General features: G+C 76.8%; 12 protein-coding genes. 3 read left to right on the top strand and 9 right to left on the bottom strand.

Translation table 11 applies throughout. The features are described from left to right. Positions 1–19: 19 nt before the first annotated feature. On the bottom strand, positions 20–2,566 hold the full coding sequence (locus ACI791_RS16095) for a SpoIIE family protein phosphatase (protein WP_456586949.1): 2,547 nt from the start codon (positions 2,564–2,566) through the stop codon (positions 20–22). A 2,159-nt stretch (positions 2,567–4,725) separates the two neighbouring features. Here ACI791_RS16095 and ACI791_RS16090 point away from each other — a divergent pair. Beyond that, entirely contained in the window at positions 4,726–5,673 is a 948-nt protein-coding gene (locus ACI791_RS16090) for a nucleoside hydrolase (RefSeq protein WP_456586948.1), read from the top strand. Here the strand turns inward: ACI791_RS16090 and ACI791_RS16085 are convergent. Then, entirely contained in the window at positions 5,670–6,359 is a 690-nt protein-coding gene (locus tag ACI791_RS16085) for a GAF and ANTAR domain-containing protein (protein ID WP_456586947.1), read from the bottom strand. The two genes, ACI791_RS16090 and ACI791_RS16085, sit on opposite strands and share 4 nt — an antisense overlap. Before the next feature lie 127 nt (positions 6,360–6,486). Here ACI791_RS16085 and ACI791_RS16080 point away from each other — a divergent pair, with 127 nt between their 5' ends. Continuing rightward, the gene (locus tag ACI791_RS16080) at positions 6,487–6,996 is read left to right on the top strand and encodes an ATP-binding protein (RefSeq protein ID WP_456586946.1); all 510 of its coding nucleotides are present in this window, start codon (positions 6,487–6,489) and stop codon (positions 6,994–6,996) included. 116 nt (positions 6,997–7,112) lie between these two features. On the opposite strand, the gene ACI791_RS16075 is transcribed toward ACI791_RS16080, so the two are convergent. The 5 genes from ACI791_RS16075 to ACI791_RS16055 all read right to left on the bottom strand — a co-directional run bounded on the left by ACI791_RS16075 (position 7,113) and on the right by ACI791_RS16055 (position 14,940). Continuing rightward, a complete protein-coding gene (locus ACI791_RS16075; protein WP_456586945.1) occupies positions 7,113–8,726 on the bottom strand; it encodes a GTPase in 1,614 nt (537 codons plus the stop codon). Then, entirely contained in the window at positions 8,723–10,420 is a 1,698-nt protein-coding gene (locus tag ACI791_RS16070; protein ID WP_456586944.1) for an ABC transporter, read from the bottom strand. The genes ACI791_RS16075 and ACI791_RS16070 overlap by 4 nt, the downstream gene beginning before the upstream one ends. A gap of 73 nt (positions 10,421–10,493) precedes the next feature. Further along, entirely contained in the window at positions 10,494–11,195 is a 702-nt protein-coding gene (locus ACI791_RS16065) for an NYN domain-containing protein (protein WP_456586943.1), read from the bottom strand. 113 nt (positions 11,196–11,308) lie between these two features. Beyond that, on the bottom strand, positions 11,309–13,420 hold the full coding sequence (locus ACI791_RS16060; protein ID WP_456586942.1) for a putative bifunctional diguanylate cyclase/phosphodiesterase: 2,112 nt from the start codon (positions 13,418–13,420) through the stop codon (positions 11,309–11,311). A gap of 236 nt (positions 13,421–13,656) precedes the next feature. Continuing rightward, positions 13,657–14,940, bottom strand: coding sequence for a competence/damage-inducible protein A (locus ACI791_RS16055; protein WP_456586941.1), 1,284 nt, complete (start codon positions 14,938–14,940; stop codon positions 13,657–13,659). Positions 14,941–15,089: 149 nt separating this feature from the next. Here ACI791_RS16055 and ACI791_RS16050 point away from each other — a divergent pair, with 149 nt between their 5' ends. Next, entirely contained in the window at positions 15,090–15,833 is a 744-nt protein-coding gene (locus ACI791_RS16050; protein ID WP_456586940.1) for a hypothetical protein, read from the top strand. Here the strand turns inward: ACI791_RS16050 and ACI791_RS16045 are convergent. Together ACI791_RS16045 and ACI791_RS16040 are read right to left on the bottom strand one after the other, a co-directional pair. Then, on the bottom strand, positions 15,830–17,371 hold the full coding sequence (locus ACI791_RS16045; protein ID WP_456586939.1) for a protein kinase domain-containing protein: 1,542 nt from the start codon (positions 17,369–17,371) through the stop codon (positions 15,830–15,832). The two genes, ACI791_RS16050 and ACI791_RS16045, sit on opposite strands and share 4 nt — an antisense overlap. After that, on the bottom strand, positions 17,368–19,041 hold the full coding sequence (locus ACI791_RS16040; RefSeq protein ID WP_456586938.1) for a serine/threonine-protein kinase: 1,674 nt from the start codon (positions 19,039–19,041) through the stop codon (positions 17,368–17,370). The genes ACI791_RS16045 and ACI791_RS16040 overlap by 4 nt, the downstream gene beginning before the upstream one ends. Positions 19,042–19,302: the final 261 nt, after the last annotated feature.

The following is a 19,302-nucleotide window of genomic DNA, read 5'->3' as shown; positions in this document are numbered from 1 at the left end:
CTCGCGCCGTGCCGCCCGCTCAGTCCTGGGGGTGCAGCCGGATGGCCACGAGCGCGACGTCGTCCTGCAGCCCCTCGGGTCGCAAGCGCTCGATCACCGCGTCGCACAGCTCGGGCAGCGGCCGGTCGGCCAGTTCCCCCAGCGCCGCCCTGAGCCGGGCCGTGCCCTCGTCGAGCGAGAGGTCGCGTCCCTCCACCAGCCCGTCGGTGTAGAGCAGCACCGTCGTCCCCCACGGCACGGTCACCACCGTCTCGCTCCGCCGAGCGCCGGCATCCACCCCGAGCATGAGCTCGGCCCGCTCCCCGGCCAGCTCCTCCATCCGGCCGTCGGGCCGGAGCACGAGCGGCGGCGGGTGCCCGGCGTTCGACCAGCGCAAGCGGGTCACGCCCGCGGCACGCTCCTCGGCGGTCTGCTCGATCCGCACGATCGCGGCGGTCGCCAGCGTGCCCATGCCCAGGCCCTGGACGGCGGCGTCGAGCTCGGCCAGCACCGCGGCCGGGCCGATGCTGTCGCGGTAGCCGATCCCCCGCAGCATCCCGCGCAGCTGCCCCATGGCCGCGGCCGCCTCGGTGTCGTGGCCGACGACGTCGCCGATGACCAGCATCGTGGCGCCCGACGGCTGCACGAAGGCGTCGTACCAGTCACCGCCGACCTCGGCGACGGCCATCGCCGGGAGGTAGCGCACCACGATCTCGGAGTGGTCCGGCTGCGGCGGCGCGGTGAGCAGGCTGCGCTGCAACCCCTCGGCCAGCCGCCGCTGCTGCTCGTAGAGCCGGGCGTTGTCCAGCGCCAGCGCGACCCGCCCGGCGATGTCCCGCGCCGTCGCCACGTCCTCGTCGTCGGGCACCGGCCGGTCCGGCGAGCGGTAGACGCTGAGCGCACCGAGCGTCCGGCCGCGGGCCGTCATGGGCAGCGTCATCGCCGATCGCGGGCACAGGGCCGAGAAGGCATCGCTCACCGGGCCGGGCGGCAGCGTCCGGCCGACGGCCGCGCCGACGTCGGGAACGACGAGCGACTGACCGGAGGCCAGCGCCCGCAGGACGGGCGCGTCCGGCTGCAGGGCCGCCAGCCGGGTGGCCGCGTACGCTGCCACCACGTCCCGGCGTTCCGCGTCGCGGTGCCAGCTGGCGACGTCGCGCATCCGCCCGTCGGCGTCGACGAGGCTGATGATGACCCAGTCCCCGAGCTCCGGGATGAGCAGCCCGGCGACCCGCTGCAGCGCGGCCTTCTCGTTCTCCCGGCTGTCGAGCGAGGCGGCCATCGCCGTCGTGGCGTGCGCGACGAGGCCGAGGCGGGAGGCGCTGCGGCGGGCCTGCTCCCCGGCCGCACGGCGTTCGCTCACGTCGAGGAAGGACACCGAGAGCCCGTCGGGCGTGGGCCAGGCGCGCACCTCGAACCACGCGTCCAGCGGCGGCGGGTAGTAGGCCTCGAACAGCCGCTCCTCACCGCTGGCCACGGCCGCCCGGTACTGCCGTTCGAAGTCGCTGCCCACGGCGGCCGGGAAGAGCTCCCAGACGACGCCCCCGAGCAGCTCCTCGCGGGAGGCGCCCAGCACCCGCTCGGCCTCGGCGTTCACGTAGGTGAAGCGCCACTCCCGGTCCAGGGAGAAGAACGACGCCTTCATCGCCTCCAGGAGGCGGGCGATGCGGACGTCCTCCTGCCGCTGTGGCGTGGTGTCGTAGCCGGCCCCGAGCAGCCGCGCCGCGGCCCCGCTGTCGTCGGCGACCGCCCGGCCCCGGCCACGCACCCAGCGGGTCTGCCCGGCCGGCAGCACGACGCGGAACTCGGCGTCGTACTCGCCGACCGTCTCGACGGCGGTCTGCAGGGCCTCCAACGTCCGCTCGCGGTCGTCGGGGTGCAGACGCGCCGCGAACGACTCGATCGTCTCCTGGAAGTTCGCCCGCTCATAGCCGAACAGGGCGAGCATCCGGTCGTCCCACAGCAGCCGCCCGGTCTCCAGGTTCCAGTCGAAGCTGCCGATGCCCGCGGCGTCGATGGCCAGCTCGAAGCGCAGCCGGTGGGCCTCGTACTCGGCAGTGAGCGCCATGAGCTGCAGCTCGGTGCCCACGGAGTCGGCGAGCTGGCGGAGCAGGGCGACGTCCCGGTCGGTCCAGCGCCGCGGCCGGGACTCGTACACGCACAGCGCGCCGATCGGCCGGCCGGTCACGCGCAGCGGGATGCCGAGGTAGGCCCCGACCTCCCCGCTGCGGACCGGGGCCCGGCCGGACACCCGCTGGTCCCGGGCGGCGTCCGGCACGACGACGGGCGCGTCGGCGGCGACGGCGACGGCGCACAGCGACTCGGCCAGCGGCAGCCGGGCCCCGATGCCGCCCGGCGGCAGCCCGGTCCCGGCCACCGCAGTCTGCACGTCGCCGACGAGGGAGACCTGTGCGGAGTCGCACTCCAGCAGCCGGGTGGCCAGGTCGGTCAGGCGCTGGAGGCTGCGGTCGCCGAGGGCCTCCCCGGCCAGCCGGCGCACCAGCTCGGCGACGTCCTCCGAGCCGGACGCCGCACCGTCGTGGGCGCCCAGAGGGGCCGGCCCGTCGGGAAGCTCGGCGGCGGTCACGGGGGCTTGCCTCCACAGGCGGTCCGCGGGGTGGCCGACGGCACGGTTGCTCCGGTACGCGGCGAGAGGTAGAGGCTTTCACACCCGCCGCCGGCCGTGCGCATCAGCGGCGCGGAACCGAGGGAGGGGGCCGGGGCGGTGCCCGCGAGCCGGGGCGGGCGCCCGGCCGGGAACCGGACCGCCAGGCGGTCCGGCCCGCTCCGGCGGGCGCCCGCCGATCGGCGGGAAGCGGACGGGAGGTCCCGTCCACCGGCACGTGCGCACGGTTCCCCGGGACGTCGTCCCACGCTGCCCCGGAGCGCCGGTACCTGGACGTCGGACGTCGGCCCGGAGACGTCGACACCCCTTCCGGCCGCAGGCCGGTGGCGCGCCGCGCCGCAACCGGGCAGGCACCGGCCGGTCAGAGACCCGGTGGTCGCGAGGGGGATCGCGCCAGCGGGCACCGGCAGGAGGCCTGTCGTCCACCTCGCGGAACGGTTCCGGGTCCGCGGTCCACGCCGTCGGCCATCCGGGCCTCCCTGGAGGGTCCGCGCGCATCCTGCGGTGCAGGAGCGGTGCGGGGAACGAAGCCGGGTAGGACGAGCGGAGCGGTCTGCGGCGCCCGGAGGGGCACCGTCGGAGGTGGGCCAGGTGCGGCCGAGGTCGGCCGAGGGGGGACGTGCTCGCAGAACCGAGTCGACGATCCGCGCCACCCGGGGAAGAGGGCGGCCGGTTCCGGCGTGCTCGACAGGAGAGCGGAAGACGGCGTTCCGCGGCTGGCTGCCGTGGTCGCGCTGCGCGGATCAGCTCGGCGCGGGCGGCGCCGGGCGGGTGTGCGACGGGGGTGCCCGCTCGGTGGACGGGCCGGGATCGGCGTCGTCCGCGGGCCGGGTTCGTCGCGGGGGGAGGGGCGAGCCCCGGACCGGGCACCCGGACGGGTCGCCCCGTGCCCCGGCTCCACCCGGCCCCCCGGGGGATCTCGGTGCCGGTACCCGGGAGGTGCGGCCGGACAGGCCGGAGGTGCGGACCGGGAGAGACTGCGCCGTGGACCGCGCCCCGTACCGACCCGAGGACGGCCGCTCCCGCGGTGGACGCGAGCCGACGCGTGGCTGCGACCGTGTCGAGGGCTCCGTGGCACCCGGGTGAGGGGGACGGGCGGTCGCGTCAGGTTCGGCCGTACCGGTTCGCGACCCCGGCGAGGAGGCCGGTCCCGCCGGAAGGAGCGCCGCGGCGGGGGAAGGCGCCACGGGCTGGATCGAGGGGGTGCTGGGCAGCTCGCGCAGCACCACGGGTGGGTCGACGTCGCGCGGCGCCGGTCGGGCGGGGCAGCCCCAGGCGAGGTGCTCGCCGCGCTCGCCGGCGCCCCACAGGGCCATCCGGCGGCCGAACGTACGCACCGCGGCGCGGCGGCGGCCCGGCACGGGAACCGGGTGCGCGGGAGTGCGCCAGGCCAGGTTCTCGCCCTGCTCTCCCGCACCCCACATCGCCATCCGGCGGGTGATCCCGCGCAGCCCGCCCAGCGGCTGGCGGACGTGCTCGGGAACGACGAACACGCGCGGGGTGAGCGGGGCGGGCGCGCGCGGAGCACGGGCCGGTGGAGCCGGCTGGACCGATCGCAGCGGCACGGGGCGGGCGGCCGTGCGGTGCGTGGCCGGACGGGGGCGCTGGCGCGGACGGGCGTCGTCGGCCCGGTCGAGGAGGTCGATGAGGCCCGCCAGCGTGCTGGCCGGCTCGCGGCCGGGCAGGTCGGCGCGCACGGCCGCGGAGGCCGACCGACCGGCCCGCTGGCTGCTGCTCATGTCGCCTCCCGAAGTCGTGTCCGCAGCCGGGGAAGGTGCCGCGGACAAGGAGAAAGGTAGGGACCGGAAACGTCCGGCAAGCGCTTCCGGGGCGCCCCTCCGAACGCGCGTGACCGAACCGTTGCCGAGCCGTTCCCGAACGGCCGGTGACCCGTTCTCCCGCGCATGACCTTGTCGACTTGACGGTGCTCGCCGAGCGCACAAACGGCTTTCGGAGGGCTCGGTCGTCCCGGGACCCGCCGCGGCGCGCCCGCGTGTCGGGCGTCTTCCCCGATCGGGCGCGCGCTCCTCCACCCACTGGCGCGGGCCTCCTGTGGAACGGCCCGACCCCGCCACCCAGGGCCCGGACGCGTCCGCGGAGCCGGCTGGGAAGATGCCGCGGTGACCGACCGCATCCCGCTGGTGATCGACACCGATCCGGGCATCGACGACGCCCTCGCCATCCTGCTGGCGCTGGCCAGCCCCGAAGTGGACCTGCGGCTGGTGACCACGGTGCACGGCAACGTCGAGCTGGCGCAGGTCACCGAGAACGCGCTGCGGGTGCTACACCTGGCCGGCCGTTCGGACGTGCCGGTCGCCGTCGGGGCGGGGGCCTCGCTCGTCCACCCGCAGCCGGAGCGGGCCGGGCACGTGCACGGAACCGCAGGGCTCGGGGGCGTGGAGCTGGCGCCGTCCCCGGCGGCGGTGGACCCGCGCCCGGCCGTGACGGCCCTCGCCGAGCTGCTGCTGGCCTCCCCGGAGCCGGTGACCGTGGCCGCCATCGGCCCGCTCACCAACATCGCGCTGCTGCTCGCCGTCCACCCGGAGGCGGCCGGGCGCATCGGACGGCTGGTGGTCATGGGCGGGTCCGCCGGCCGCGGCGGCAACGTCACCGCGGCGGCGGAGTTCAACATCTGGTCCGACCCGGAGGCGGCGCAGGCGGTCTTCACCTCCGCGCTGCCCACGGTGATGGTGGGGCTCGACGTCACCCTGCCCACGGTCCTCACGGAGGAGGGCATCGCCCGCTTCGCCGCGGCAGGTCCCGTCGGGCGGCAGGCCGCAGCGATCCTGCAGCAGTACGTCGACCACGCCCGGAACGCCTACGGGACGGCCGGCGTCGTCGTGCACGACGCGCTGGCCCTCACCGAGGCGATCGCCCCGGGCAGCCTCGGCACGGTGCGGCGCGACGTCGTCGTCGACACCACGCTGGGTGCCGGCCGCGGCCAGACGCTGGTCGACCGGCGGTCGGTCGCCACGTCCACCACCGCCCTGCAGGTGGCGGAGACCGTGGACAGCGACGCCGCCGTGGAGTTCCTCGTCTCCCGGCTGGCCCGCCTGGACTCCACCTAGGCCCGCCGCACGACCCCGTCGACGATCCCTGCGGCGATGTCCCGCAGCTTGCGGTTGTACCGCTGGGAGGCCTGCCGGAGAACCTCGAACGCCTGCTCCGCATCGATCCGCTGCTGCGCCATCAGCACCCCCTTGGCCTGCTCGATGACGGCGCGCGACTCCATGGCGATGCGCATGTTGCGGGCGTCGTCGGCCAGCCGGGCGTGCGCGTCGGCGTTGGCGACCGCCACCGCGATCATCTCCGCGGCGCCCAGCCCCGCGGCCAGCGAGTCCGGGGATGCGAACGCCGCCACCTCGGTCGAGTAAGCGTTCAGCGCCCCGATGCTCGTGCCCTGGTAGGGCAGCGGCACCGACAGCGAGCTGCGCGCCGCCGTCGTGCGGACACGGGCGATGTAGGCCGGCCAGCGCTCCTCGACGTGCGTGTCGTCGATGCGGAGGACGACTCCGCCGCGGCCGGCGTCCAGGCAGGGGCCGCTGCCCTCCGCGTACTGCAGCTCGTCGGCCTCCAGCGCCATCGCGCCCCAGTGAGCGGCGGTGAAGGCGACCTCGTCCCGGACCAGGGTGGTCGACACCGCTTCGGCACCCGGGATCACGCGGGCCGCGATCGCGGCGATCTCCGTGAGCACGTCGGCGAGCTCACGGCCACCGAGACTGACCAGGCTGAGCTCTCGCAGGGCGTCTTCCACGCGGACAGTGTGCCCGGTGGGCGACTCACCGGTCGCCCCCCTTCGCGCACCGGGTCGCCATCGGTCAGGATGGTGCGACCGGATCCCCGTCCCCGCGCCGCCTGCGGAGCAGACGCGAGAGGAAGCGATGGCCGACGAGCTGGCGCACCACGCGTGGCCGAGCGCCCCCGTGCCGTCCGTCCCCGGCGACGTCTGGCACTGGCAGCTGGAGGCGATGCAGGTGGTCTCCCGGGTGCGCACCGACCTGCGCGCGCGGATCGCCCACCCGTCGGTCTCCTCGGCGTCGACGGAGGACGCGCGCGACGGGCTGCTCCTCGTCTTCGAGGAGCTGGCCTCCAACGCCCTCCGGCATGGGGGCGGGGACGTGCGGGCCCTGGTGGTGGCCGGCCCGGCCGGCTGGCTGCTCGATCTCAGCGACGAGGCCCCCGACCGCCCGCCGGTCCCCGCCGTGGACCGCGATCCCGCACTCGGCGGCATGGGGCTCCACCTCGTCGCCCAGCTCTCCACCGCCTACGGCTGGGAGGAGCGACCCGGCCGCAAGCACGTCTGGGCGCTGCTGCCCACCGGCCGGGAGGTGGCCGAGCCGCTGCGCGACCGGCTCCCCGAGCAGCGCTCGCCCGGCGTGCCCCGGGACTGAGCAAGGACCCCCCTGCCCCCCACCGCCCGCAGGCTCGCGGCGGGGCCCTGCAGGAAGGCCGCTCCAGCACGTCACCTCGCTCGGGGCGAGCCTCCGGAGGGGGCCGATCCAGCGCGTCACCGGGCCGCGGCGGCCACCGCGGTGCAGAACCGGCCGGCATCGGCGCGCACCTCGGCCATGGGGGCCAACAGCTCCTCCTCCGCCACCCCGCGGACGGCCGCGCGCAACCGCCGGTCGGCCGTCCGGGCGCGACGGCGCGCGCGCAACGCCACGAACGGACGGCACACCAGCGCCAGGAGCAGCCCGGCCAGCAGCCCCCCGCCGAGCAGGAGCGTGGGCAGCGGCAGCCCCTCCACCCGGGGCAGCGGCACGATCTCGTCCAGCTGGAAGAAGCCCAGCGCGACGAGGGCCAGCAGCCAGAGCGCGCCGACCAGCGCGGTGACGACCAGCAGCCACTGCAACCCCGCGGCCGCCCGCTGCCAGAGGGGCACCCGGTCGGGGCCGAGCTCCGTGCCCCCGACCGCCCGGTCCAGCGCATCGGCGAGCCGGTCCTCGGACACCTCGGCCGTGCGCCGCAGCTCGTCCCGCCAGGCCGGCGCCAGCCCGTCGCCCACGGCGTCCCGCGCCTCGCGGACCGCGGTCGCCATCCGGGCCCGTTCCACGGCACCGGCCGCCGGCAGCGACGTGCGGGCCCGCTCGTCCCCCAGGTGCAGCCGGGTCAGCGGGTCGGCGCGCAGCTTGCGCGTCCAGCGGAGCAGCGGCCAGCCGGTGCGCCCGGAACCCTCCCGCCGGGTCGAGCGCTCGACGGCGGCGGTCACCGTGGGCACCCCGGCCGCGTCGGCCAGGGCATCGGTGAGGTCGTCGGCGAGGCCGCCGGTGGAGGAGGCGCCGGCCGATCGGCCCCACCGCCGGCCGCCGCCCGCCGTGATCTCCGGGCAGTGCGCCGCCAGGCCCGCGGCGCTGGTGCGCACGTCGGCCAGCAGCCGCTCGCCCGCCGCGCGGCGCGCACCCACCCGGCGGGCGAGCTCCCCGCGCAGCTCGGCGAGCCCGGCCCCGGTGCGCCCGGAGACCGCCAGAAGGGGGGTGGCGGCCAGGCCCTCCCGGTCGAGCAGGCCCCGCAGGTCGGCCAGGCACGCGCGGGCGGCCGCCGCCTCGAGCCGGTCCACCTGGTTCAGCACGACCAGCAGCACCCCGGCGTGACCGGCCAGCGGCGCCAGGTAGCGCTCGTGCACGGCGGCGTCGGCGTACTTCTGCGGGTCCAGCACCCAGACCAGGACGTCGACCAGCCCGACCAGCCGGTCCACCTCCAGCCGGTGCTCGACGCGCACGCTGTCGTGGTCGGGGAGGTCGAGCAGCACCAACCCGTCCAGGGCCGGCTCCGGCTCCCGCCGGTGCCGCCGGGGCACCTCCAGCCAGTCGAGCAGCCGGTCGGTGCCGTCATCGGGCCGGCCCCAGACGGTGGCGTGCGCGACGCCCGTGGTCGGGCGCCGCACGCCCGGTGTGCTGACCTCGCTGCCCGAGAGAGCGTTGAACAGGGTGGACTTCCCGCTTCCGGTGGCGCCCGCCAGCGCCACCACCGTGGCGTCGCCCAGCGCCTCGCGGGCACCGGCCTTGGCCAGCACGGCCCGGGCCTGGGCGACCTCCGGCACCTCCAGCCGCCCGTCGGCGAGCTCGACGGCCTCCCGCAGCGCCGCCAGCCGATCGGCCAGCGACTTCTCCCCCGCTCTCATGCCCGGCGCGCCTCGGCCAGGGCCCGGGCGGCCGCACGCAGGTCGTCGGCCGCGGACGGAGCCGGCGCCACGGCGTCCACCCGACCGTCGAAGCGGTCCTGCTCGTACCGCAGCAGCGCCTCGGCCCGCTCGTCCAGGTCGGCCCGTGCCCGCTCGGCCAGCGCCCGGACCGCGGCATCGCCGAACACGGCCTCGAGCACCCGCTGCCCCACGGCCGTCGTCCCGCCGGCCACCGCGACCTCGCCGCCGAGCAGCCCCCCGGTCTGGGCGAAGACCGCCACCATCACCACCGCGCCCGTTCCGCTGACGCCCCAGGACAGCAGCCGGGCCCGCGAGCGCTTGTCGGCGCCCTCGCTGCGCACCAGGTCCAGCACCGTGCCCTGCCAGTCGCGCACCTGCGCCGCGGCGGCCTCGGTGAAGTCCGGGGAGACGCCGGCCAGCTCCCGCTCCTGCCCTGCCAGCAGCGCCGGACCCGCGGGCAGCGCCCGCCAGGCCGTGACGGTCCGCTCCGCGGCCCGGTCGGCCTCGGCCCGCAGGAGCTGCTCCACGCTGCTCTCCAGCGCGCCCTGCAGGCTCTCGGCCGGCGCCGGACGCCCGGTCAGCGCGGCGGCGACGCGGTCGCGCACCCGGCCGACGCGGCTCTGCAGGGTGCGCATCCACTCCCCGGTGCCGACGAACTCCTGCCAGCGGGCCAGCACCTCTCCGCGGAGCAGGCTGCCGCTGCGGACGCCCTGGTCGATCCCGTCGCGCGCCGCGTCGTACGCGGCCGCCGCGGCGTCGTGCAGGGCACCGGCGACGGCGAGCTGCTCCTCCACCGCCGCGGCGACCGCGGCGGTGCGCTCCTGCAGGCTGTCCAGCGCCCCACCGAGCGTCTGGCGGACCACGGCCGCCCGCTGCTCCTGGTCGGCGGCCAGGCCGTGCAGCCAGTTCCGCAGCGGGGCCACCTGCTCCTCGGGCAGCCGGCCGTCGGCGAGCGGGCGCTCCTCGATCACGAACAGCCGGGCGGCGGCCAGCCCGGACCGGTCGAGCATGGCCGTGAGGTCCGCCGAGATCTCCGCGGCCGCCTCCGGCGGCACCCGGTCCAGGACGACGGCGAGCGCCGTCCCCCGTTCCTCGGCGGTGCGCAGCAGGTCCCAGGGCACCGCGTCGGCGTAGCGGGCCGCGGTCGTGACGAAGACCCACAGGTCCGCGGCGGCCAGCAGCTGCCCGGCGAGGTCGCGGTTGGAGGCCACCACCGAGTCGACGTCCGGCGCGTCGAGCAGCGCCAGGCCGGTCGGGACGTCGTCGCGGACGACCAGCTGCACCGTGCCGGGCCCGCCGTCGCCGCCGGTGACCCGTGCCAGGCCGGGGAGGACGCGGTCGCCGGAGAAGCTGCCGGCGTCGGCCCGGGCGCAGACCAGCACCGGGGCCCGCGTCGTCGGGCGGAGCACCCCGGCGGTCGTGACCGGCGCACCCACCAGGCTGTTGACCAGCGTGGACTTGCCGGCGCCGGTGGATCCGCCGATGACCGTGAGCAGCGGCGCGTCCAGGTCGAGCAGGCGCGGCAGCAGGTAGTCGTCGATCTGGTCGGCGACGCCCCGCGCGACCCTGGCCGCGTCGTCGCGCCCCGGCGTCGCCAGCCCGAGGGGTGCGGCGGTCAGCAGCTCGCGGAGCACCGTGAGGGCCTCGGGCAGACGGGGCGGCGACGTGGTCACGTCTGCTCCTCTGCCCCGGGACACCTCCCGCTACCCGCCGGTTTCCTGCACCGCCGGGTGGCCGGCCCGACGGTCAGCCGTTGCGGCGGGCCGTGAACCCGGCGACGAAGTCGCGCAGGCTGCGGGTGGGCCGCAGCCATGCACCGTTCGGCGGCAGGGCGTCGAGACGGACCCGGTCCAGCGGCTCGACGAAGGCGCCGGGGACGTCCTCGATGTCGATGAACTCCAGCAGGTCCGAGCCGATCGCGTAGCCGGCCACCTCGCTGAAGGCGACGACGACGACCTGGGTGCCCTGCCGGGCGAGCTCCTCCAGGGGCTCGGCGAAGTTGCGGCCGTCGCCGGAGAAGACCACCAGCCGCCGCAGCCGGTGGCTGTGCTGCCGGACGGCGATGTGGTCCAGCATGGCCTGGTCGATGTCGTCGTCGGGCTGCGACTTCGGCCGGGCGAACACCGAGTAGCCGAAGCCCCGCAGCGCCTCGACCCAGCGCTGCAGCGAGCCCGGCTGCGGCGGGATGTTGGCGAAGACGCACGCCTCGACGTCGGACGAGTCGGGTGCCGACGGGTCGCCCGCCCCCTCGACGAACCAGGCCGCGATCGCGTCGAAGCGCGGACGCGAGGCCGCCGTCGGCCGTGCACCGATGACCGTCGACAGGGTCATGTCGATGTTCGGGGCGTCCCAGATCAGCAGGTCGAGCGGGGGACGCGGCCGACCGTCGTCGGCGGCCCGCGCCGGCTCCTCGCCGATCCCGGCGGTGGCCTCGGAAGTGTCCAGCACGGGGACAGTCTGCCCGGCGCCGGCATCCGGCGTCCCCGCGGGCGGTGCGGGCGCGGCGACCGGCCGCGGCGGGCCGGCGGGAGAGGTCGCACGGCGGCCGGGACGGCGGAGGTTCACCCGGGTGCCGGAACGGCGTGACCGGCCATCGCGAGGGCGCACAGGTCTCCTCCGGCCTGCTGGACCTCGCGGACCCAGCCCGGCAGCCGGTCGGCCGGCATCGGGTGGCCCAGCAGCCAGCCCTGGGCGAGGTCGCACCCGGCCTCGCGGACCATCCGGAGGTGCTCCGGGGTCTCGACCCCCTCCGCCACCGAGCGGATGCCCAGGGTGCGGGTGAGCCCGACGATCGCCGCGAGCACCGCGCCGGTCTCCCCGGCGGCCACCCGCTCGGCCGCGGCCAGCAGCGAGCGGTCGATCTTGAGGGTGCCGATGGGCAGGGCGAACAGCTGCGCCAGCGACGACCAGCCGGTGCCGAAGTCGTCGATGGCCACGCGGACGCCGAAACTCCGCAGCACCGACAGTTGGTCCTCGGCCCGGGTGGGGTCCTCCGCGACGCTGGTCTCGGTGAGCTCGAGGACCAGCTGGTCGGCGGGCAGGCCGGACTGCTGGAGCGCCACCCGCACGTCGCGCACCAGCGTCTCGGCCGAGAAGTGCCGGGCGCTGACGTTGACCGACATCCGCAGGCGCAGGCCCTGGGCGGCCCACTCGGCCGCCTTCCGGGTGGTCTCCCGCAGCAGCCAGCGGGTGATCGGGATGATCTGGCCGGTCTCCTCGGCCACGGACAGGAAGGTGTCCGGGGAGAGCAGGCCGCGCTCCGGGTGCTGCCAGCGCACCAGCGCCTCCACACCCTCGATCTCCCCGGTGTCCAGCCGGACGACGGGCTGGTAGTGCACGACGAGCTGGTCGATGGCCTCCCCGCGCAGCCGGGTGGCGACCTCCAGCCGCCACCGGGCCGCCTCCCGCAGGGCGGGGGAGAACAGGTGCACGCGGTCCCGGCCGGAGCTCTTGGCCGCGAACATCGCCGCGTCGGCGTCGCTGAGCAGGTGGTGGGCGTCGCGCACCTCGGGGCGGGCGACCGCCACGCCGATGCTGGCGCTGAGCGGCACGGTGATCTCCCGGACGGCGAAGGGGCGGGCGAACGCCGTCTGCAACCGGAACGCCAGCGCCGCGGCCTCGGACGCGTCGCACCCGTGGGCAAGCACCACGAACTGGTCGGCCCCCAGCCGGGCGACGGCGTCCCCGGGGCGGAGCTGCTCGGAGAGGCGGCCGCCCACCAGGCGCAGCAGTTCGTCGCCAATCTGGTGCCCGAGCGAGTCGTTGATGGTCTTGAAGCCGTCGAGGTCCAGCACCAGCAGGGCCACCCCCGCCCGGTGGTCGGCGGCGAGCGCCATCCCGGTGAGTTCGAGCAGCCGGGACCGGTTGGGCAGCCCGGTGAGGTCGTCGTGCCGGACCTGCCAGACCAGCTCGTCGCGCGCCCGCACCTGGTCGGTGATGTCGGTGTGGGTGATCACCACCCGCCCTTCGTCGTCCACCCGGGTGGCCTGGAGCTGGAACCAGCCGATGCCCTGGCGGGTCGTGCAGGAGTAGTCCCACCGGAACGTGTCGCCGTCGGCGGCGTCGTCCCCGGCCAGCAGCGCGCGCAGACCGGCGGCCAGGCCGGCGTGCATCTCCGGCTCCAGGCCGCGGGACATCACCATCAGGTAGTTCTCGCCGGCGCGGCCCGGCAGGACGACGTCGGGCAGGTCCTCGCCGGCGCGGACCCAGGCCGCGTTCGTCGAGAGGATCCGGCCGTTGCGGTCGACCAGGACGGTGGGGGAGGGCAGCGCCTGGAGGACCGCGGTCAGCTGGCGCACCTGCGCGTCGCGCCTCAGGTCGCGCCGATGGCGGGAATCGACGTCGCGGAAGAGTACGGCCGCCCCAGCGTGGTCGGGGAAGATCCGGACCTCGTACCACCGGGACCGCGGCTCGTAGAAGAACTGGAACTCCCGCGACCGGCCGTCGTCGAGCACCTGGCGGTACTGCTCCTCGGCCACCGAGTCGCGCAGCCCCGGGAAGGCGTCACGGGCGTCCCGGCCGATCAGCTGGTCGGCGCGGTGCCCGAGGAGGCGCTCGGCGGCCTCGTTGAGGTAGGCGAAACGCCCCTGCGCGTCCAGGCGGTAGACCGCGTCGGGCACGCCGTTCAACGGGTCGGGCCGGTCCTCGGGGGGCCGGTCGTCACCTGGTTGCACGCTGCCCGCTCTCGTCCGGTGGTGGTCTGCGTCCGCGCACGGACCTGGGCACGGACCGCCTCGCCGTCGGAACGGGCAGCACGTGCGCCGTCCCCGAGAGTAATAGCCCGGGGCCGGCCTCAGCGCGGGACGACCCCCCATCGCGGGCGCCGTCCGCGCGCCCGGTCGGCCGCCGATGACGGCTCCGGCGTCCCCGGCCAGGTGGGCGGCGTGAAAGGTGGTGCGTCCGCTCGCGGTCAGGCCGGCGGACCCCCGAGCAGGAGCTCGCGCACCAGGTGCATCGCCATCGTGACGGACCGGTTCCGGATCGCCGACCGGGAGCCGGGCAGGGCCAGCGACCGCGTCCGCTCGTCGTCGGGACCGAGCACGCACAGGTGCACGGTGCCCACCGGCTTGGCCGCGGTGCCCCCGCCCGGGCCCGCCACGCCGGTGATGCCCACGCCGATGTCCGCGCCGAACCGGGTGCGGGCGCCCGCGGCCAGCGCGCGGGCCACCGGAGGGCTCACCGCGCCGTGCTCGGCCAGCGCCGCGGCCGGAACGCCGAGCAGCTGCTCCTTGGCGCCGTCGGCGTACGCCACCACCCCGCCCAGCACGGCGGCCGACGCGCCCGGACGCTCGGTGAGCCGGGCCGCCAGCAGGCCGCCGGTGCACGACTCGGCGGTGGCCACCGTCAGCCCCCGGTCGGTCAGCGCCCCGGTGACGAGCTCGTCGAGCGTCGGCCCGGTGGAGAAGAGGGTGCCGGCGTACCGCTCGCCGAGGACGGCGGCGAACCGGTCGTAGGCCGCCTGGGCCGGGGCGGGGAAGCGCGTGACGATCTCCAGCTCCCCCTCGCGCAGACAGGTGGTGATCTCCAGGCCCGCGAGCTCGGGCTCGAGGTCGCGCAGGGTCGCGGCCAGCTGCGCCTCCAGGGTGCCCCACAGCCGGAGCGTCTCCTGCCGCAGCTCCGTGGCGCCGGACAGCGCCGCGCGGGTGGGCTCCGCGGCGAGCGCCGCCGCCCACATCCCGCGCAGCTCCCCCGGCGGGCCGGGGAGCACCACCACGGGCGGGCCGGTGCGGCCCGCGGCGGGGGGCACGACCAAACCCGGCGCCGTGCCGACCGGCTCGAGCACCGTGGCCCCCTCGGGGACCATCGCCTGCTTGGCGACGCCGGCCGCGGTCGACTCCGGATCCGACCGCCAGCCGCGGCGCGCCATCAGCCGCTCGACGATCTGCCCGATCCGCTGCTCCAGCCCGCGGTCGAGAGCCGCTGGTCGGCCCTGGAACCCGCCCACGACCTGCGCGGTCAGGTCGTCAGCGGTCGGGCCGAGCCCGCCGGTGGTGATGACCAGGTCGGCGCCGGTGCCGGTCAGGAACGACAGGGCGGCCTCGAGGTCCTCCGGCCGGTCACCGACCACCACGACGTGACCGACGTCGACGCCGATCCGGCGCAGCTGCTCGGCCAGCCAGGGACCGTTCCGGTCGGCGACCCGCCCGGTGAGGACCTCGGTCCCGGTGACGACGATTCCCGCTCGGATGACCACGGCCCGACCCTAGGCGCGCCGACCGGCCCCGGCAGACGAGGGACGCCCGCTCCGGGTGGCGCGCGGACGCGGGACCCCGGCGCCGATAGCGTGCGGAGCGCACAGCACCGACCGGCGATCGGAGCCGGAGCCGTTCCGAGGAGGCACCCGTGAGCACGCCGTCCGACCCGCAGACGCCCGGCGCCGGCTTCGCGCAGCCTGTGACGAAGGAGATCCCCGTGGTCCCGCCCGCCTCGGCCAGGACGACCGTGCAGCAGCTTCCGCCGCCCTCCTCGCCGTCGCCGTCCCCGTCGGCGGGCTCCGCGCCGCAGCCGGCCCCCGCGACGGCGGCACAGCCGACCGGACCGGTCGACTTCGTCCCGGGCCCGCCCGGCGCCGGCTCCCCTCCCCCGCCGGCTCGACCGGTGCAGCCGATCCGGGCCGACCAGCCCGAGGGGTCGTCGTGGCCGGAGATCCTCGACGCCGGCGAGGCGGGTGACGACGCCGGTGCCGGGCAGGGAGCCAAGGCCCCCCGGGACCGGGTCGCGCTCGCCGGCGCCGGGCTGGTGGTGCTGTCCCTGCTGCTGCTCGAGCTGGGACTCTCGCTGCGGTTCGGCACGGTGTCGGCGTGGTCGGCCATCCCGCTGTGGTCGGCCTTCGCCACCGCCTGCGTCGTCCTGGGGCTCGCCGCCTCCGCGGGGCTGGTGCCCGCCGGCCGGCGGCTGGGCGGGCGGACGGGCTGGCGGATCGCCGCGGGCGGGCTGGTCGGCCTTGCGGTGTTCTGGGTGCTGGTGGTGCTGCCGAACGCCGACAGCGACCGGGGTTTCCTGCTCACCGCCGCCCTGGGCGCCCTCGGCGGCGCCCTGTGGCTCACCAGGGCTCGCGACGACCGGGCCGCCGGAGCGGACCGCTAGGTCCGGCCCCGCCCGCGGCCCCGTCCGTCGGCGGCTCCGTTCCCGTTCCCGCCGGCGTTCCCGTTCCCGCCGGCGTTGCCGTTCCCGCCCGCGTTGCCGTTCCCGTTCCCTTTCCCGCCCGCGTTCCCCGGGTCGTCGCCGGAGGTGCCCCTTCCGGGCAGCTCGTCGTTCCCCTCGTCCTCCGGCTCCTCGGCGTCCTCGTCGGCCGGCGGCGGGGTGGGAGCACCCGAGTCGACCTGCTGGGGGACCAAGGGCGCCGGTGCCGGGGCCGGCGCGCGTTCCGACGGCGCGATTGCGTAGGTGACGGTGACGACGGAGCCGCGGGCCAACGTGCCCACCGGGCCGACGGCCAGTACGTGGTCGGGGCGCACCGCCGTGCTCTCCTCCCCGACCAGGTCGACGCCCAGCCCGGCACCGGTCAGGTCGGCCTCCACGTCGGCCACCGGCCGCCCGAGGTAGTCGGCCGCGGTGACGACCACCGCCTCCGGGGCCTCCGTGGTGCCGGTGCCCGGGTCGGCCGGGGCGTCGCCCCAGACCTGCAGCGCGGCCACGCCCAGCCCCGCGCCGACCAGCAGCGCGGCGAGCAGGGCCACGAGCCGCCGGGAGCCCGCGCGGGGGGCACGGGTTCTGGCCGCGACCGCCCCCGCGGCGAAGGGCCGGGTGTCCACGCGGCTATCGACCGGGGGCAGCGGTCGCCCGGCACGGACGTCGTCGACGGCGTCCCGGAAGGCCGCGCCGTCGGGGAACCGCTCGGCGGGGTCCTTGAGCAGCGCCCGGTCGATGAGCGTGCGCACTTGCGCCGGGACGTCGGCCGGCAGGGGTGCGGGCACCTCTCGGAACTGGCGCAGCGCGATCTGCACCGAGTTCTCGCCGTCGAAGGCCCGGTGCCCGGCGAGGCACTCGTAACCGATCATGCCGAGCGCGTAGACGTCGCTCGCGGGGCCGGCCTTGCTGCCGGCGGCCTGCTCGGGGGAGAGGTAGTGGGCGGTGCCCACCACCTGACCGGTCTGGGTCAGCGGCGCGCTGGCGGCCGACCAGGCGATGCCGAAGTCGGTGATCTTCACCGTGCCGTCGGAGCCGACCAGCACGTTGCCCGGCTTGACGTCGCGGTGCACGAGCCCGGCGGCATGCGCGGCGGCCAGGCCCGCGGCCGTCTGGCGGAGCACCTCGAGCGTGCGGTCGACGCCCAGCCGCCCTTCCCGCTGGAGGAGCTGCGCGAGAGACTCGCCCTCGACCAGCTCCATCACCAGGTAGGCCAGCGGCTCACCGTCCTCGGCGGTGGACTCCCCGTAGTCGAACAGCGCGGCGATGTTGCGGTGGGTGAGCAGGGCGCTGTGCTGCGCCTCGGCGCGGAAGCGGGCGAGGAACGTCGCGTCCCCGGTGTACTCGCTACGCAGCACCTTGGCCGCGACCGGCCGCTGGAGGACGACGTCCCGGGCGCGCCAGACCTGCCCCATGCCGCCGGTGGCGAGCAGCGACAGCAGCTCGTACCGACCGCCGAGCAGCCCCGTCGAGGGCGGCCGGCGCCCCGGCGTCACGGGACCGGGGACGTGGTCGGCGACGACGTCGTCGGGCTCGGGGTGGGCTGCGTGGTCGGCGTCGGCTCGGTCGGCTCGGTCGGCTGGGTCGGCTCCACCGTCCCGGTCGGCCCGGTCGGCTCGCTCGGCTCCACCGTCCCGGTCGGCCCGGTCGGCTCCACCGTCCCGGTCGGCCCGGTCGTCGTCTCCTCGGGCTCCGTGGTCGTGGGCGTCGCCGGGAGCGTGGACGTCGTCGTCCCCGCCGGGGTGGTGGCCGGGGGGGCCGCAGGCTCGAAGGTCCGTCCCCCGCTCGACGGCGCCGCGCCGTCGAGCGCCGCGCCGGTCACCACCGGCCCCCGGGGCTCCTCGCGCTGCTCGGGCGTGGCCGCGGCGTAGTGCACGACCACCCGGTCCCCGTTCCGCAGCGGGCGGCCCGCGGGGTCGATCCCGGTCACCCGGTCGGGGAGGACGTCGTCGCGCACCTCGGCCCGCACGGTGACGGTGAGCCCCAGCGCGGCGAGCCGCTCGGCGACCTCGCCCACCGGCCGGCCCACGTAGTCGTCCTCCGTGAGCACGATGCTGCCGCTGATGCGCTGCTCGGCCGCCGCGGCGGTGGCCGGCGGCGTCCCGTCGGTGAGCGACTGCAGCAGAGCGGCGGTGATCCCCGCCCCGACCAGCAGGCCGAGCAGGGGCAGGAGGGCCACGGCCAGCCGGCCGCGCCGACGGGCCACCGGCGGACGAGCCACACCCGGCTCGGTCGGCGGCCCCGCCGGGTGTCGTCCGGCCGGGCGCGCACCGGCGGTCCGGCGACGCCGCGGCGCGCCGGCCACGGCCGGGTCGGGAGCCGGCCGACGACCGGCCTGGAGGTCGGCGACGGCGGCGGCGAAGCTGGCGCCGTCGGGGATGCGGGCGTCCGGGTCCTTGACCAGGGACCGGCTGATCAGCGTCCGGACACCCGGGGGCAGCTCACCGGGCAGCGGCTCCGGTTCCTGCCGGACCTGCTTGAGGGCGATGGTGACCGCGTTGTCGCCCTCGAACGCCGGGTGCCCGGTGAGGCACTCGTAGCCGATCAGCCCGAGGGCGTAGACGTCGCTGGCGGGGGTGGCGTGCCGGCCCTCGGCCTGCTCGGGGGAGAGGTACTGCGGGGTGCCGATGACCTGGCCCGTGCGGGTGAGCGCCACGCTGCGCGCCGACCAGGCGATGCCGAAGTCGGTGATCTTCACGGTGCCGTCGGGGCGGACCAGGATGTTCCCGGGCTTGACGTCCCGGTGGACCATGCCCATCCGGTGGGCCTCGGCCAGCCCCGAGGCCGTCTGGTGGAGCAGCGACAGCGTCGTCCGCGGGTCGAGCGGGCCCTCCCGCCGGAGCAGGGACGACAGCGGCTCGCCCTCCACGAGCTCCATGACCAGGTAGGCGAGCGTCTCCCCCGACCCGTCCTGCGCGGTCTCCTCGCCGTAGTCGAAGACGGCGGCGATGTTGGGGTTGCTCAGGGCGGCGGCGTGCTGGGCCTCGGCGCGGAAGCGGGCGACGAAGGTGGCGTCGCCGGTGTACTCGCTGCGCAGCACCTTCACGGCGACGGCGCGGTCCAGGGCGGTGTCCACCGCCCGCCAGACCTGGCCCATGCCCCCGGCGGCGATCAGCTGGTGGAGCTCGTAGCGGTTGCCCAGGCACCTGCGTCCTGGTTCCACCACGGTGGTCGCTCCTCGTCCGTCCGGCCCGTGCGCTCGGGCCGGTGCATGTCCGTCCGGGGAGCCGCGCAGCACCCCGCCGTGCGGTGTCCAGTCCGCATCCGGGCTACACATCACGGTTCGGCCACATCGTCCCCGACGGGTGGGGTCGCTCCGGACCCGTCCCGCTGCGGCGCCGCCCGCCTCCGGCGCGCCGGTCGCACCACGTGCACGCAGGGCCACGGGAACAGTGACGCTCCGGCGAGCCACGCCCGACCGGCCGTC

This window comes from Blastococcus sp. SYSU DS0973 (genome assembly GCF_054051055.1).
This window is presented reverse-complemented; position numbering and strand designations above follow the sequence as displayed.

What these genes read in the sequence shown, in the direction of transcription:
- ACI791_RS16080 (WP_456586946.1), top strand. Translation starts at nt 6,487, where the DNA reads ATGGCCGACGAGCTGGCGCACCACGCGTGGCCGAGCGCCCCCGTGCCG.
- ACI791_RS16075 (WP_456586945.1), bottom strand. Translation starts at nt 8,726, where the DNA reads ATGAGAGCGGGGGAGAAGTCGCTGGCCGATCGGCTGGCGGCGCTGCGG.